This window comes from Paenibacillus sp. FSL M7-0134 (genome assembly GCF_038007865.1).
Taxonomy (GTDB): Bacteria; Bacillota; Bacilli; order Paenibacillales; family Paenibacillaceae; genus Paenibacillus; species Paenibacillus polymyxa_B.
In genome coordinates this window covers 226,391-243,364 of record NZ_JBBOXV010000002.1, presented here as the reverse complement: position 1 = coordinate 243,364, position 16,974 = coordinate 226,391, and the positions used below count along the sequence as shown (strand labels likewise).

Genomic DNA, 16,974 nt, shown 5'->3' with positions numbered 1-16,974 from the left:
TTTGGACATAAGCTTTGCAGACGAGCCAAGCATTAGTTCAATGGATTAATATACAACTAAAATCCAAACTCTGTTACTCTTTCAAGCCACTCACGCATAAGTGACTCAAATAATAGAGCCTGTTCAATCTGAAGATTATGGCCTGCTCGATCTAGAACAGCAAAGGTTGCTCTAGGATAATTGTCTAAAATTCTAAAAGCATCTATGTAACCAACGACTGCATCTTGTCGCCCAAGAGTAAAAACTGTTGGTTTATCGAAAACTAATTCATCTATATTGGTGGAAAATCCATAGTTTCTTTGAATCTTGCTAAGAAAATCGTAGTCAGCGATCTTACAACCTGCCACTATCTCTTCAGAATACCTTTTCCAATTATATTCATTGAGAACGACTTGATTTGCGCTAAAATCACTTATTTGCTCTTCACTTAAGGTGTCCATAAACTCGCGATCACAATGAACAACAAAATGCTCGGGAAGTATTCTTCTTTTGTGTTCAGGAATAATTAATGGACAAATCAGTGCAGCTCCACCAATACGATCTTTATGTCTATTAATTATTCCTCTTGTAATATATCCACCGTATGATTCGCCTGCTATGAGATAATCTTGGTTTGGGACAAGAGTTTCAATAAAATTTATAACTGCTTCTAGCATTTCATCTGAATTACATATTTGTTCGTAGTCCTTTGTTTGTCCCATTCCAGGCAGGTCAAGATAGATACGACGCCAATCGGGATTATCTTCAAATATCGGTTCCATGCACCCACTCATTAACCGATGGTCTGGTGTAAAACCATGGATCATTATAATCGGTTTGCCTTTACCAATTTCCTCGTAATATATATTGGCATTCTTGACTTTACAATATGGCATACAGACTCCTCCAAAATTGAGTTATTTATAATATTCTTACACTAAAGAAGAATCTACATGTTTTATCAAGCCTAACAAAGCACAAAATAGGTTGTTATTATGGTTAAAGATGCATCCCTAAACTAAATCGGGTTCCATCCAGCACCGCCCCTTTGAAACAGGCCCCCTCTATAGCTGCACCAATGAAGTCGGCCCCCTGCAATATAGCCCCGGTGAAATCAGCATTCTGTAAGTAAGCGCCCTGAAATTTGGCTCCTGTAAGATCTGCTCCTGCAAAACTTACGGGTTGAAAACCAGGTCTTTCCCATCGTTCAGACTGGTATATTCCAGGTACAGCTACTGCATCTCGAAAAGACGTTCCTCTTAAGTTGGCTTTTTCAAAACGTGCTTCTTGAATCAAACAATCGCTAAAGTCAGCTTCTATTAAACATGCTTTATTCCAACAGGAGCCAATCAAATTTCCTCCTGTAAAAACACTATTGATAAAAGAACTTTCACTCAAATCGGCATATTGCAGACGTATTCTCTCATAATTTCCTTGAGACCCATCGATCTTGCGGAAAACTTCATGTATGTAGTCGTAGGGCTTTTTTTCCTCTAGCCAGTCTTTAATCACAATGGAATCTTTGACACGCACATCTCGTTTATAAATGACTTCACTTCGATCTAAATATTCTCCGACTCTCAGTTCGAATACATCTTCCAACTCTATTTCATGAGCAAACTGAATATCATCGAACCATTCTTCTGTGATACTAAAACGCGCCAAAGCAATGATATATTGATGAACATGTACTGCCACGTGCAATTTCATCCTCTGAATATCATCTAATCCGATTCTTCCACCGTATTTCTTAGCGTGCTTACTTAATTTCGTCTCCCACTCGTCCAAGTAGCGAAATGCCCAATCTGCATTATAGGTATCTCGACAATTATGGCGATCCATAAACCATCTCTTATCCATCGCCTCCACCAAATAGGTCGCCCTTCCATTTGCTAATTCGGTACGAAGCATGGAATAGGATATATACCCCAACGCCTGTTTGTTACCTTCTCGCTGCATCAACTTGACTTTCTCAAATATCTGCTCTAGTGAATTGCGAAATGCCTTAGCTAAGGCATGCTTATGATTTTGGAAATAGACTTCCAATGCGAATAACATTCGATGCCTTAGGGGTTCATAGATCTCATTTTCAAAATGTCGAAAGACCTCTTCACGATTCACGCTCTATCTCCTTTCTAGTCGTCACATTTACATAGGCTGCACGCCTCAATTAGTTGATATGTGAAATCATAATTTTCAAGGGTATATTTAACAGTAAATCATCCTTATGTATGTATCGGACAAATTAGTGATTTTGTTTACAGAAAGAACCATAACTGTACTCAATGAAAAAGGGGTGGGTTCACAATTGAACCCACCCCTTCCGAGAAATTAAATATTAATATTTTCTATTATTTTCATGATTAGTTTCTCTTTTTCAATTCTGTTCATTGATTATCTTATAGCTCAGTTTATTTAGGCACCATGATCAGAGCCGATGAATACCGAAAATCGGACTGTATTCTCTTTATCTGGTATCCTGTTTGATCAGTCCGTTTTAATTATAACCCGGCACTTTCTATGACTATAAATATAGAGTATCAAGAAGGCTATCTACTTTACTGTTTGTGAGACTGGTTGGGTAGGACTGAATACTCGGTCAAAACGGCGCATCAGTCCTTCAAGCGGGCCGACAGGAAGCCGCGCAATCAGCCAGCCCAGCAGTAGTGCCGCCACTCCGATAATCAGGTCGCCGAACGGAACGCCTTCGAGACTATGCCCGATTCCTATCAGATCAAGAATCCAGACCACCACAAACTGAATGGCATACATGGTCAGCGCCACGCGCCCGACTGCCGCAAAAGGCATTAATACAGCGGAAAATTTCTTCGCCACGAAGCATGCTAGTCCCAATACCAGAAACGAGATTCCCAGGCCTATAATCGTCTGGAATGACGAAGCGGTGTGCGGAGCCGACTGCAAAAGCATATGCCACATCGGTGGTTCCGTGTTAAGCGGCCAAATTGCGTATTCATCCGGCTGCATAGGAGCAATTCCCTGTACGCTGATCAGCCATTGTTCAAAACGAAGGCTCCAACCTGGAAGCACAAAAGTGGCCAGCGTTTTGCCTATCACAAGCATAACAATACCGCTGCCTGCGAGTATGAGAGCTGTGCGTATCCTGGTGAGGTCAAAGCGGCCAATGGCCATGCCGGCAACAAATGCAGGAGTCAAGGCGAGAGCTGACATCGGACCTCCCGCGATATCACTAAGAAGATAAGCTTTCGAGAAAATGCTTGATCCAAGAATCATTAGTGGCGGGGCCGTCACGAGCAAAACTGCTGCTGTTGTAACAATGGTGCGGGGCGAACGGCGAAATAACATTAGTGCCAACACAAACATAGCTGCATAGGCAGGCAAAATGACACCATATGGAGTGTTCAGCATAATAAGCAAATATCCGATAATATCAACAAATACGGCGCGTGCCAGCATTCGCGCACGGAAAGCGGCCGTATCCGCTCCCCGCTCCATCATGCGCTGTGCCATAATGGAATAAGATATACCCCCGCACAATACGAATAATAGTGTCGTGTTTCCGGAAACAATCGCAGAAACGTTTGGGTTCGATCCGAAGTGCTGCAAGTACATTCCCAGCACCGCCAGTCCTCGTACTGCATCAAGTGCTACAAGACGCCCGGTGCCCCGCCTTCTCCTCGACTCTTCTACAGAGCTTCGAGAAGGAATATCGCTTTGTGTACCGTCGTAGGATGTATTGGATATACCTGCTGTATCTACTGCTTTTTCATCCAATTTATTAGCAACCGTCTTTTCATCTACTTGATTTTCATTCAACTGGCTGTTTACGGAAGAAGCTCGTTTTTTAATATTTTCCTCTCCCTCATACTCTCTGACGAATCTGCTCATCAGCTTTATACTGCTTAGCAACTTGCATTCCTCCCTGAAAATACTGAATTCACATTTTTATCAACCTGGTTATGCAGAGGATTGATGTCACGCTATAGTCCAATATATCCTGCAGATGTCGCTAAAGTTTGATCAAGTTGTAAACAAAATGTCACAGTAGGCGAAACCGTTTTATCGCAAAAACAACCTTATTCGCAGTTGATCACTGGAATAAGGTTGTTTGCAATATTATTAAAAGTCACTCAGTATTTTTCGGCGACGGCATTAAAAATTGAATTGGCCAGTAGTCGGAATTGCTGCTGTGAATGAGCGCCATTGGTTAGATCATTGGAGAAAACAGTAAGATTCTTTTTGTTTTCCTTATAGGTGAAGGCCATGATCTTTCCTCTTGCGGCATCGTGACCTGGCCACCAGCCCGCTTTGAAGAAGTTTTCTTTATTACTTATGGTTGCAAGAACTTTTGCGGCTTTAGGTAGTTTCGTAATGTAAGAACCTGTAACGGTGTAGAAGTATTCTTCACTATCGTAAGGAGCTGTAATCACATGATCCTGTTTGATATTCGCCAGGAAGACCCCTTCGTATCTTTCCCATGTCGGTCCAGCAAACGCAAATTGGGGAATCCAGTTTTTCACATTAACCATCCCCATATTTCCATAAGCAATGTAAGGCTTCCCTTTCTCGACAAGTTTGTCGGAATCGAATGTATTCACCAGCACATCGGCATGCTGCTGATCATCGGTCACTTTAAAACCGAGATTTTTGAGCACATAAGCTGGTTCGCCGAGAGCGGCTACCGTAGAAGGTTTAAGAACTTTGCCAACAGGTCTGTTATTGCCGAATGCCGTTACATCAAGATCGTATTTCGAGGCCAGCGGGTGCAGATCATCATAGGCCACTGCAAAGTCACCCGCTTCATATCCTGTTCCGCTTTTGGATAGCATCGTAACCGCTTTGCCGGATTTAAGCAATTCATTAACCGTTTTGATGGCATCGTTATTGGTGTTTCGGATTAAAACATAGGCAGAATGATTCGGCATTTGTGTTGCCGGAATCGATACGGAAGTCACCGGAGAAGTTTTGCCCGCAAACACTCCGGCTTCTCTAATCGCATCACATTCAAATCCTCGTAGGACTGGAAAGTCCTGTACAATCTCGCCAGCTACGGAAGCATAATCTGAGACGTCAATACCATCATATAAAACCATGTTTGCAATGCCGTGTGTGGCCTGATGCATATTTATGATAAATGAACCTGCAGGGTAGGTCTTGCCAGCAGCACTTACAGCTTTTGTCGAGCGTTCAACCTTTACTCCATTGCGGATAAAATATTCAATCATCCGGTAGGCTTCCAGCGGATTTTTTTGAAGACTTTTATCAGTCGGCAAAACGTAATATTCAGGGAAAAAATTCTTATTACCGTGACGCGGGCGGCCAATGACTTGATTTTTTGCATTGACTAGATACCGATCTACGGCATGATCATCCATATTATTAATTCCACGTTCATATATTTTCAGCTGGTTCAAAAATAACTTTTCTTTCTTTTCCATAACATAATCGGTTGCTGCAGCGACACTATAGTACAATGCTTTGGTCGACTCCTCATTCGATTCAGGTGTTTCCAGCGTATGTCCCATTGCACCATGGTGCATGGCGAAGACAGCTGTATAGGCTGGAGACGCATCGTCCCATCCCGAAGCAGTTCCTTTGGAAACATATTTAGGATTTTCGGCCGTTTTACGATGTTCTTCATAAGGAATATGGTAGTAATCATACTTCGTGTTTGCAATACCTGCTTCACCCATCACTTTTGCCTGTTCTACCATGTTATCCATAAGCAAATCGTATTCAATATTCGGATTGTGAGGCGGTGTGGTAGGCTCAATCAGAAAATTCTTATCAAACCCATGCAGATCTAGGAAAGAAATCGGCGACCATCTGGCGATTTGCTCTGTTATACTGCGTGTTTCAGGCTGAGTTTGATATGAATTATCCCGATTCAAGTCAAAATCGACAGCATTTGAACGTTCGGTATGAACCCTTCCATCCGGATTCTCCGTATACAGGAACAGGAAAAATACATGATCAAGCGCATCATCCAAATTCAGAGTTACCGTACTCGATTTTCCATTGGACGAGGTAGTTTTGTACGTAACATTTTTATCGAGGGCCATTGTCTTAAAATAATTGATAATCGCATCAAAGCCCGGCGCTTCATTTGGATGAATATTGTTGATCCAGATGGGCACTTGATAATCTCCGAATGCACCGGATTTAATATCGTTCTCCAGCTTTGCAGGATGATTCAGCATGTCAGGATGAGTTACATTCTGATATTTGTCAATCGTTGCTTTATCTTTGGCAAGCACAGTCATATAAATATCGCGGCCTTCCACGGATTTGCCGATCGATATCGTCTTAATGTATCTGTTGTTTTTTTGAGCTGCCTGTGCCGTAATCGCATCAATCTCCGGCTTCAGTTCATCATAGGTACGGAAGCTGTCGTATGGGACCAACTTAATGGGAGCACGGGCAACAGTTTTTCCGTTGACTACTGCAGCCAGTTCATAGGTTCCCATCAATGATGCGTACAGTGGACGCTGCAGACTCGGTTCGGCAAGATTCTCCGTACCGTAAGTAAGACCGAAATTGATATTGGCAGTGACTTCTCCGTTTTCTGCTTTGACCTGAGTAACTGTGATAAAGGGGGCGCCATTATAATCGCCATTCTTGTACGATTTCCATTCCGATAATGGCTTTCCACCATATGTCCAGCGTATTTTCTTTATATTGGTCCCCTTCGGAAGTTTAAATCTAGCTTTAATTGTTCTTTTCTTCGTCATGGATGCTACATTGTTATCCAATTTCAGTGTCCGGGTATTTTCACCTTGCGTTGAAATTGTTTTTGTTGGTTGACTCTGTTTATCGTTCAATAACGTGCTTTTTGCACGCTGTGCAGCATCAGCCATAGCCATGTGCGGAGCAGTGATCTCCAGAAGCATGGCGGCGGATATGGTTAACGCCAAGCAGAACTTTACTATCGGTTTTGTACCCATTCTTTTTCCCCCTATTTATAACCGAAAGACCATGTTGTACTCTTCTTTATTCACAAAGAGCATTTAACAGACTATTGTCCGGCAAATGATGATTTTATATATTGTCCAATCCTATTCAAAATCTGTTTTCTACTTTTGTTCGGAAGGATTGTCTGTAATCGAGTTAGAAGCGTCGGAGTTTATGATACTTTGCACAAATTGCTTCAAATCCGTTCGACTTTTTACGTCCAGAACAGCCGCTCTGCCTACATAGGTTTCTTTTAACAGCTTCATTGGCGGTATTTGTTCATTTCCCTGTAATGTACTTTGATACCCTACCGAAGCCAAATTCCACATATCAGAGACTGACAAATTGGTATCGATATACGGACTGATTTCCTCTAGAATGGAAGGAAACTTCATAATGGAAGTCGTTGTTTTTACCTTCTCGGCTAATGCCGTAATCAATTGCCGCTGTCTTTTTGTTCTGGAATAATCGGACATGGCATCATGACGAAAACGGACATATTGAAGCGCCGTTTTGCCGTCGAAATGCTGCTGTCCCTGCTTTAAATTAATATCATACTCATGCTGATCGGCTTTGCTCTCATAGTACATATCCTTTTCGACATAAAAATCGAGTCCGCCTACAGCATCCACGAGTTTAATAAACCCCTGGAAATCCGTATATACATAAAAATGAACAGGCACCCCCAGCAATTCGCTGACTGCTTTCATCGCCGTATCTGGCCCATGCGTAACAGCGGTATTAATTCGATTTTTGCCGTACCCGGGAATATCCGTATAAGTGTCTCGAAGAATCGAAAATACATGAATATGCTTATTGGCAGGATTCAATGAAACGACCAACATGCTGTCGGATCTGGGTACCTCGCCCTTGTCACTTCCACGGGCATCCACACCCATCAGCAGAATGTTGACAGGCTCGGTTCCCTCCCACTCCGGAGCTTCCAGAGCTTCGGCATTATCGGTGCTTACTTTAATGAACGAGGAGTTTGCCGGTGTTTTGTTAAGTCCTTCTAATCCTTTGTAAATGGACAAGAAATAGTAAAAGACAAAGATTACAGCAGCGACCACAAGTAACAATGTTACAGTCAATATCCTCTTTTTCCTCTGTGTCATGTCATTCTTCCTTTCTGGATGATGAACGCCCCTGCCCCTTTCTGTATTTAAGATTTTTGCAAGGCTGCTACGAGAAGTGAAGTGTAGTATCGGCTACCATCTGGTTTTAAATGGACGCCATCTCTATAAAAATATTCATCTTTGCCTACACTAGCCGAATACCAGTCCACCACGCTGACGTTACTGTATTCACCAGCGACCTGTGCAATCGTGTCATTCGCCGTGTCTTGCCAGCCTTTCGGCACCCGGGTGGTGACCAAGATTACCTGTCTGGCTCCAGAAAGGGATTGCAGTACGTCGCGCAGTTGGTCTTTGCTAAACGGACCGTTGGTGCCGAGTTCGATAATGACCTGGTCTCCCAGTTTGCCTTGGGCGGACAATTCATTAATGACTTTTATAGCTTGAGACATCTGCCGGCCAACCTTGCCGTCAACCGTCATATTCGGAAGCTGCTCTTTTAAATAAGGCTCAATTCCGACCGTAACCGAATCTCCAATCATCGTGACGCCCTCGCCGTTTAAGGAAGCGGATGGTTGAGCTTGTTCTCCGCTGGTGCTGGAAGCCGCACGCTTTTGTGCAGCGGGCTGCATCGCATCAAGATTGTATAGAGAAGAATCCTTGCTGCGTGATTCGTTATCATCCGAATTTTGCTTTGCGTGCATATGGAGGCCGATGGCTCCTAAAGCGATAAGGATAACCATAAAACCCCCTAATGTTTTTACCATCCATCCATTTTTTTTGTTCATACCTAGTTCATCCTTCCCTTTAACATGCTAGTAGGTTTTATCTTGTTTGATAGCATCAATCAAAAACGAGGCATAATACTGAGCGCCTTCTGGTTTCAGATGAACACCATCGTCATAAAACAGATCGTTGCGGTTTTCGCTGGCCGAATACCAGTCGATAAGCCGGACATTTTGAAATTCACCAGCAATTTCACGTAGATTGTCATTTACGGTATTCTGCCACCCTCTCGGTACTCTGGTCGTTATCAGATAAATGTGCCGGGAATCCTGCAGTGAAGCCAGCAAGGACTTCAGTTGACTCTGGTTAAAAACGCCGTTGGTGCCGAGTTCAATAATAATTTTATGGCCAAGTTTGCCCTGTGCCCGCAGGTCATCAAGCACATCCTCGGCCTGTGACATTTGCCGTCCCACCTTGCCATCTATGATGATACCGGGAAGCTGTTTTTCCAGAAACGGGGCGGCATCCAGAATGACAGAATCTCCAATCGCCGTGACCCCCTCTCCTTCTGCGGAATGGCCTGTATTTTCAGCGGAATGATTTTCAGCGGAACAGCCGGATTGCAGCTTTTCTGTCTGGACGGATTCCCGGCTTACAGTTGCTGGCGCATCGGGTACAGGATCTGATGAATCCGTCTTCCATGATGTCAGGACCAGAATGATGGCGATAACAATTACGACAAGACCTAGTTGGCTGCCAGCGCCTGATCTGCGGAGTGATTTTAGGCTGGTCCCAAAGGTCCCGCGGCGGATGGGCTCTTCGATGTATCTGTAGGAAAGACCCGCCATTATGAAACTGACCATTACCTGCAGAGCAATGCGCATATAGCTGGCATCTTCGGTACTTACCGCGGGACTTGATAAAATAATGACCGGATAATGCCATATATACAGACTGTAAGATCGCTTACCGATCCAGCTTAGAGGCCGGCAGCCGAGCAATCGTTCCAGTCGATTGGCCGGATGAACAAGTACAGCAATAACAACTGCAGTAATGAGTGATAAATAAAGAAAACCGCCGCGATACAGCGAATCATCAAACTGGTTGGTCTGACCGATCAGGATAAACAGCATTACAATGCCCAGTACGCCAGTCATATCCAGCATGGTCCGGGACGAAGAAGATACATTGTCGCTCAGTCTCCAGCTGGGCCAAATTACCGCCAGAGCCGCTCCGATTAAAATGGCAAACGCCCGCGTGTCCGTCCCGTAATACACCCTGCTTGGATCGGTTCCGGGTTCGTATATAACGGCCATTGCTATGGCGGATACGGCGGCGCAACCCAGAATGTATAACATCAGTCTGCCTCGTCGCGGTGCAAGGCACAGACCGATCAGTAGAACAAGCGGCCAGATTACGTAAAACTGTTCCTCAATGGAAAGCGACCAGAGGTGCCCGATTGGAGAAGGCGGGCCAAAGCTCTCAAAATAGGAAACATGATGAAAAATGAGATACCAGTTGTTTACGTAAAAAAGCGAGGATACAAAATTCCCTCTTAATTCCTGCAGTCTGGAGAAATCGGTAATTAAAAACCACAATGCCACTGCAGTCATCATAAAGATCATTGCTGGCAGTAGTCTGCGCATTCGTCTTATCCAGAATTGCACAATAGAAAAACCGCTGCGCGTCCTCCATTCAAAAAGGATCTGATCCGTAATTAGATATCCTGACAGGACGAAGAAAATCTCCACTCCCAGCAGCCCACCCTCTGCCCATCTGAAATGAAGATGATAAGCAATAACAGCAAGCACGGAGATGGCCCTTAGCCCATCCAGACCGGTCATATAACGTTTTATGGGTTGATTCAGGTGCAAATTCCGGTTTCCATTCACTATGGTCCATTCCTTGTCCTTATAGGCTAATGATCTTGCTTCATTTACTATAGAAAAAAGATGTCGCTAAAGTTTGATCAACATGTAAACAAATTGTCACAACGGTTGCAAAAAGAAAAACCTTATTCCGGCTGAACAACCGAAATAAGGTTTTTGACATATACAAATATGGCGATCCTAATCACTATTTCAATTCAATGATCAATGACTCCTTGCTAGGAGAATCTGTTGGCGCAGTCTGCGAGGAATCCAATTGCTTTTGTCCTTGAAGCAGTACACTTTTATTGTTCGGATTCCAGTACATATGCGTCGGCAAAATTCCGCGATACACCGGTTCGTTGTACATTATATTTCTTCCTTGCACCTTGCCTACGTAAGTGACATTTTGATCATACACGGTGTATGCGATATTTTTCCTGTCAGGCGAGAATTCAAAATCAAGCACTTTTTCCAGAATGACGGAGAGCTCTCCGTTTCGCTGATCATATTCGTACAATGAACTATCCGTTCCGAGAAACACAAACTGGTCGTTATTCATCCAGGCTACTGAATCTCCACCAAACTGACGCTCGTATTGAAACTCAATATTCTTCCCGGAAACCTTCCCCATGGTTAACACCTTTTTCTGACCTTGTTTTGCACGAAATAACTGCAGCAGTACGCTGCGACCATCATTTGCAAGGTTAACACTCAAAAGCGTGTCTCCCTTTAGGATACCTTTTAACTGATATTTGCTGGAAGTTTGAGCCCCCATATCGTAGATGTACAGGCTATCAGCTCCATTATCAACCGGGTTTTCTACCAGGTAGCCGATATACGAACTGTTGGCAGACCAGGAAACATATTGTACATAAGAATCGTTTCTGGTACTGATCCTGTCTATTTCCTTTTCTTTGCCATCCTGCAAGGAAATAAGCTTTAAGGTTGTCTCCGAGGAAGAACGAGAAAATTCGCAAATATATTTACCATCGGGAGAAAGTATAGTATTGGAAGTTACATTGCCGATTCCGGGTATGGCCTTGCTCTGCTCATACGGATAAGTTAAACGTTCCAGCGTGCCTCGCTTCAGTATGGTCATGGCTCCGAACGAAGCGATGACAGCATCTGCAGACGACCAGCCCAGCAGCTGACCCGTATTCGCAAAACGATCCGGAAGCCGATATATTTTTTGGACCTGAAACGGCCGAGAGCTTTGATCAGCACTGGAAACTTCATTGCTGTCGGTGATGACGACGGTCTCTGTTTTTGGTTCTGAACTGCATCCTGACAGCAGCAATACCACAAGAGATACGACCAGCAGCATTACAAAATATTTATATTTATTGCCCATTATTCATTCTCCGTTCCCCGCGGTTTCCAGAGCTTTAAATTCCACCGTTACGATTGTTTCATTATGCTCGTTTGTAATCATGATGGAACCTGCAGATTCTTCAACGATGGATTTCACAATACTGAGCCCCAAGCCTACACTGCCTTCTTCCGCGCTGTCGGAATAAGCCGGATAAAATGGTTGTAACAAGCGTGACAGATGTTCTGCCTCAATCGGATCGCTTGGATTGCTGAAGATCAAGCGGATCTTTTCTTCTGACCGCACCGCTTTTACCGATACTGCCGAAAACGGCAAACTGTATTTTATCGCATTATCTATCAAATTGATGAACAGCTGTCTAATTCTGTCCCCATCGGCCAACATGATCAATTCCTCACTAATCTCATATTCAATGGTCTTTTTATAGCGCTGTGCCCGGATCGTCATCGATTCACACACATCCCGCAGGATCAGCCCGATATCCACCCGATCAAGCTCATTGATCATGATATTTTTGCGTGAAACTTCCAGCAGTTTTAGCACCATCGCATGCAGGCGCCTGCTCTCCTCGATAATATGATTCATTCCTTTATCAAAAAAAGCACGATCTTTCTCACCGTTCAGCCTGATCAGCTCTGCATATCCCAGAATGGAGGTTAACGGCGTTTTCAGTTCGTGAGTGATATTGTCAAAAAAGCGCTTTTCCTGCTGGTGAAGTTGCTTTAAATGGTCCCGGTCCTTCTCAATAATATGAATCTGTCTACTAATTTGATCAATCATATCGTTAAAATTTTCAGCCAGTCGGCCAATTTCATCTCTGCGTTTAAAATGAAGGCGGATATCCAGATTCCCGTTTTTCACCTCGGTGGATGCTTGCGTCAGTCTGGTCAGCGGGATGGTAATATGCCTGGAAAGAATATAGGAAAACAGAAAGGCTGCCGCAAAAATCGCCAAGGCAATATAGAGAGTAATCTGCCGAATCTGTCCGGTTTGTTCGTAGAGTGAGCTGAAATCTTTGTAAAAACGCAGTATGCCCACCTTTGAACCGTCTATAACAACCGGATAGGAGAAAAGGACAGTCGTCTTATTACGATCATAAGTAATGCTGTACGCTGTATTGCCATCAATCGCCTGCTGTAGATCGCTTTGCATTTGCTGCTGAAATAAGGAGCTGTCCGGGGCATAAAGCAATTTGCCTTTCACCGTATATACGCCAACACTGCTGTCCGTGGTATGGTTCAGATCAGTTGCTATCTCCCTGGCAATCTCTCCAAAATACAGCTCATTGCTGCTGAAATGGTTAATCAGGAAAGCCTGGCGCACATACACATTGCTATTGTTTTTCAGTCCGACCAATTCGGAGGTAACCAAATTCTGATTGCTTGTCCGGATAAATTCCTTGACTGTCTGATTAAGCACGACAAAAGAAAACGAAAAAATCAGAAAAAAACCGATCAGAAATTTGATGCTGATTTTACGTATCATGCTTATCCACCCATTTTTTTAAATTTGTACCCGATTCCGAAGACGGTAGTAATGCATCCAGTGGCATCCAGCTTTTTGCGGAGTCTTTGGATATGCGTATCAACCGTACGGGTATCTCCGGCAAAATGATAACCCCATACCAGATCAAGCAGTTCGGAACGTGTAAAGTTTCTGCCCGGATGTTTAACCAGCATCATAAGCAGGTCAAATTCCTTGGGGGTCAATTCAACGGGACGGCCCTCTTTTTGGACAAGCCGTTCTTCTTCGATCACTTCAATATTTTCAAACCTAATGACGGCTTTCGCGGCTTCTTCCCTGTCCGGGCTGCTCGCCTGCTCCACTCTGCGCAAAATGGTTCGAATGCGTGCAACAACTTCGCGCAGATCAAAAGGCTTGGTAATATAATCATCGGCACCGAATTCAAGGCCGAGAATCTTATCGGTAATATCCGATTTGGCCGTAATCATGCAAATCGGTATGTTATAGTCCATAGTCACCTTTTTGCAAATATCTAGACCGCTCTGGTCAGGCAGCATCCAATCCAGCAGCAGCAAATCGGGCTGAAACGACTGCAACTCATGCATTCCCGCTGCTCCGCTGGCCGCTGTGCGTGTCTGGAACCCCTCCATAGAAAGCCCGTACGAAAGCAAGTCGGCAATCGGGGCATCATCTTCAATAATAAGAATCTTTGCTTTATTCATAGCAATCCTCATCTCTATTTTTAATACGGCAGGTTTATGACATTGTCCATTATATTAATCATTCAGGGGAAAACAATCAAATGTATATTGTAAATGTTTTTACGTAAAAAACCACGCGCAAATGACTGCGCATGGTTTTGATTACAGCATAGAGAGCTATGAAATATTCGGAAACAAAAGGAGGCTGCTTTAGCGATCCAATAAATTCAAGGAAATATAATCACATGTTTCCAACAAGTATGACATCTTACAAACTAGTAATTATTAAACAAAATATTTCTCCCGTTTAGACTCGGTGCATACTACAATTAATCTTAATTATAATTGCAGATAATTCTTATTCAGTAATTCCTCTTCTAATAATTACTCACATGTGTGGTGTCATAATTAATGAGAAAACAACAGCAGAATACATGCATTATTTGAGGATCATTTTCATAATTAATGAGAACTCATTGACTCGAAGTTATTAAATCTGCCCTAATTTTCATATTTCATGAGAATATCCACAACTCTAAAAATGAGTATTTATACAATCAATAATTTGTATAACTTCTTCTTTGTCAATTATGATGATTTTTCTCGTATAATCTGAAAATTTTTTCATTAAATATGACACCTCTCTTCAGACAATAAAGTTGTGTACTAGCGAGTCAACTAAAATTTGTGCGATAAACAATAAAATTGAGTACCAAAATCCAATATCTTTGATAAGGAATTCTCTATCTTTTTTATATATTTTTATTAATTGGTTCAGAACAAAGGACCTTTGGACCATATTTTCACAAAAAAAACCAAGCTGACGATTATAAGATGGACTTTTTCTTGTACAAAAAAAGAGTCTGCCCTTGGGCAGACCCGATACAAATGAACAGTCTCGTGCAAGTTGTGCTCAGATAGATTGAACCTGCTGGATGGAGGCTGTTTCAATTCGGATTAATGAAAGCGCATGCTCTACCGATGCCGCTGCTTCTTCGGGGGTACTCCCCCCTCCCAAAAAATATCCTATATAGTTTTTGTTGCTAGTCGCCGGGACGAGCTCCGAGTGTTCTCCTACATCTAAACTGGATTCGATGGATTCCATCCATATGCTCCGCCTCGTTTACTCCATTGACGCTCATAATGACGACCTTTCCTTCCACTTGTGGCAGCAACAATTTTATGCAGCAGAACGGATATTTCACCTTCTCTTTCACATAAGGAATGTCGAGCAAATGACACACGGTAGCACGCTGCATGTTAAAGCCTGTGGTTAGCCGAACCATATCCCAAATTTGATTGCCACCGTATCGTGTGTGAGACTCGATAATGTACGGTATGCCTCGCCGTAGCTTGATTTCTGTATGTGAGGGGCCTTCAAGATGTCCAATGGAAGTGAGTAAACTGCATACCGTTTCTTGAATAGCCTCTCGATCTTCCATTTTCAAAGGTGCGGGTAACAGGTGACCAGCCTCTATGAAATAAGGCATTACCACCTCTTTGGTTGTGATTGCAAGCACTTCGTGCCTTCCATTAGTCGTCAGCACCTCAACGCTGTATTCTTCCCCGTCGTCTATATACTCCTCAATCACCAGCGTACCATCCAATATATATTCATCCTGCTGTGTGCTATGACGCAACGCGTCTTCAATCTGTTCGAAAGAGCGGATAATTGAAATCCCCCCCTACCTTACTGGGCTATCAAAAATATCTCTTGATAATCGTATAAGATGGACTTCTTTGTTTTCTTGTTTTCGGCCGATTATTTCGTGATAAAGTCAAAATGATCAGCGTTAAAGTTCAATTCCCTCACCAGCTTCAAGAACTACCCCTACCCCGGTCGGCAGTAACGAAACAAAGAAATGGGGGTCTTGCTTAATGAACGGAAACGTGTTGAAATGGATCGGTACAACCTGTTTGGCCTGAAGCCATTCTGTAGCCACTGCGGCGTCTTCTGGACCCATAGTGTGATTGTCCCCGATGGGTAGAAAAGCCAGGTCAATTGCATTGCGTTCTCCAATCACCTTCATATCGTAAAACAGGCCTGTGTCCCCGGCATGAAACAGCGTTTTGCCTTCGGCGGTAAACAGTATTCCCGTGGGCATCCCCGTATAAATAATTGTTTTTGTTTCTTTGTATACATAACTTGAACTATGAAAAGCTTGTGTCAATTTTACTTTCCCAAAGTCAAATGTATACGCTCCTCCGATGCTCATTGCATGTGTACGTACGCCTTCCCATCCGAGCAGGTCCGCCAGTTCTGCCGAAGCAATAACCAGCGCGTTGTTACGTTTGGCAATCTCTACGGTATCTCCCACATGATCGCCGTGCCCATGGGTTAACAGAATCACATCCGTCTTTACCGTGGATGCATCCAGGTCCGTATTGGCGTTCCCTGTAATAAACGGATCGATCAGAATGATTTTCCCGAGGGTCTCAATTTTTACAACAGAATGTCCATGATAGGTCACCTTCATTATGCTTCCTCCTTGAATTCATTGATTGTTGCCGGGTTTTCTGCGGGTGAAGATCATATAAAACGCAACCATGTTGGATAACACAATAATTAGGCCCATGGGTATGGCCGATTTACCCCCACCGAGGCCGGTCAAAGGTGCCGCTTGTACATAGTTTTGCATCGCAAGGGAGAAACCGGTTGTGGTTACGATACCGACGCTGGAAACGGTGAAAAATAGAGGGGTGCAAACGGCATACAGTCTCCCACCACTGATCAGCACAATGAATAAGATTAAACCACTCACAGTTGCCAGCGTAATTTCGCTTATAAACAGAGTTTGCCCGCTAATGCTCACTGACAGTCGCCCTGTAATCTGACCTGGAATGATTAGTCCCAGTCCGTTCAGGGCAAACAGTATGCTGAATAGCTGCGGAGACGTACC

Annotated in this window: 14 protein-coding genes; all 14 read right to left on the bottom strand. The window is 43.5% G+C overall.

Annotated elements, in window-relative coordinates; all coding sequences use genetic code 11:
- Positions 1-56 precede the first annotated feature (56 nt).
- The 14 genes from NSQ58_RS16860 to NSQ58_RS16800 all read right to left on the bottom strand — a co-directional run bounded on the left by NSQ58_RS16860 (position 57) and on the right by NSQ58_RS16800 (position 16,887).
- Positions 57-875, bottom strand: coding sequence for an alpha/beta fold hydrolase (locus tag NSQ58_RS16860; RefSeq protein WP_339201406.1), 819 nt, complete (start codon positions 873-875; stop codon positions 57-59).
- A 103-nt stretch (positions 876-978) separates the two neighbouring features.
- Positions 979-2,100 (bottom strand): pentapeptide repeat-containing protein, encoded by a 1,122-nt coding sequence (locus NSQ58_RS16855; protein ID WP_341057895.1) that lies wholly within the window; start codon positions 2,098-2,100, stop codon positions 979-981.
- A 432-nt stretch (positions 2,101-2,532) separates the two neighbouring features.
- The gene (locus NSQ58_RS16850; protein ID WP_081365930.1) at positions 2,533-3,867 is read right to left on the bottom strand and encodes a DUF418 domain-containing protein; all 1,335 of its coding nucleotides are present in this window, start codon (positions 3,865-3,867) and stop codon (positions 2,533-2,535) included.
- Positions 3,868-4,088: 221 nt separating this feature from the next.
- Positions 4,089-6,902 (bottom strand): M14 family metallopeptidase, encoded by a 2,814-nt coding sequence (locus tag NSQ58_RS16845; protein WP_341057893.1) that lies wholly within the window; start codon positions 6,900-6,902, stop codon positions 4,089-4,091.
- A gap of 129 nt (positions 6,903-7,031) precedes the next feature.
- Positions 7,032-8,024, bottom strand: coding sequence for an LCP family protein (locus NSQ58_RS16840; RefSeq protein WP_028541103.1), 993 nt, complete (start codon positions 8,022-8,024; stop codon positions 7,032-7,034).
- Between the two features lie 47 nt (positions 8,025-8,071).
- Entirely contained in the window at positions 8,072-8,770 is a 699-nt protein-coding gene (locus tag NSQ58_RS16835; RefSeq protein ID WP_028541104.1) for an SGNH/GDSL hydrolase family protein, read from the bottom strand.
- 27 nt (positions 8,771-8,797) lie between these two features.
- A complete protein-coding gene (locus NSQ58_RS16830; RefSeq protein WP_341057892.1) occupies positions 8,798-10,600 on the bottom strand; it encodes an acyltransferase family protein in 1,803 nt (600 codons plus the stop codon).
- A 184-nt stretch (positions 10,601-10,784) separates the two neighbouring features.
- Positions 10,785-11,930 (bottom strand): hypothetical protein, encoded by a 1,146-nt coding sequence (locus NSQ58_RS16825; RefSeq protein WP_071559361.1) that lies wholly within the window; start codon positions 11,928-11,930, stop codon positions 10,785-10,787.
- A 3-nt stretch (positions 11,931-11,933) separates the two neighbouring features.
- Positions 11,934-13,394, bottom strand: coding sequence for a sensor histidine kinase (locus NSQ58_RS16820; protein ID WP_341057891.1), 1,461 nt, complete (start codon positions 13,392-13,394; stop codon positions 11,934-11,936).
- Positions 13,395-13,396: 2 nt separating this feature from the next.
- A complete protein-coding gene (locus tag NSQ58_RS16815) occupies positions 13,397-14,095 on the bottom strand; it encodes a response regulator transcription factor (protein ID WP_028541108.1) in 699 nt (232 codons plus the stop codon).
- A gap of 892 nt (positions 14,096-14,987) precedes the next feature.
- Entirely contained in the window at positions 14,988-15,179 is a 192-nt protein-coding gene (locus NSQ58_RS26800) for a hypothetical protein (RefSeq protein ID WP_053324559.1), read from the bottom strand.
- Positions 15,118-15,726, bottom strand: coding sequence for an ATP-grasp domain-containing protein (locus NSQ58_RS16810; RefSeq protein ID WP_341058526.1), 609 nt, complete (start codon positions 15,724-15,726; stop codon positions 15,118-15,120). The genes NSQ58_RS26800 and NSQ58_RS16810 overlap by 62 nt, the downstream gene beginning before the upstream one ends.
- A 141-nt stretch (positions 15,727-15,867) precedes the next feature.
- Complete coding sequence (locus tag NSQ58_RS16805) at positions 15,868-16,551, bottom strand: metal-dependent hydrolase (RefSeq protein WP_341057890.1); 684 nt, start codon at positions 16,549-16,551, stop codon at positions 15,868-15,870.
- Between the two features lie 18 nt (positions 16,552-16,569).
- Complete coding sequence (locus NSQ58_RS16800) at positions 16,570-16,887, bottom strand: hypothetical protein (protein ID WP_053324556.1); 318 nt, start codon at positions 16,885-16,887, stop codon at positions 16,570-16,572.
- Positions 16,888-16,974 lie beyond the last annotated feature (87 nt).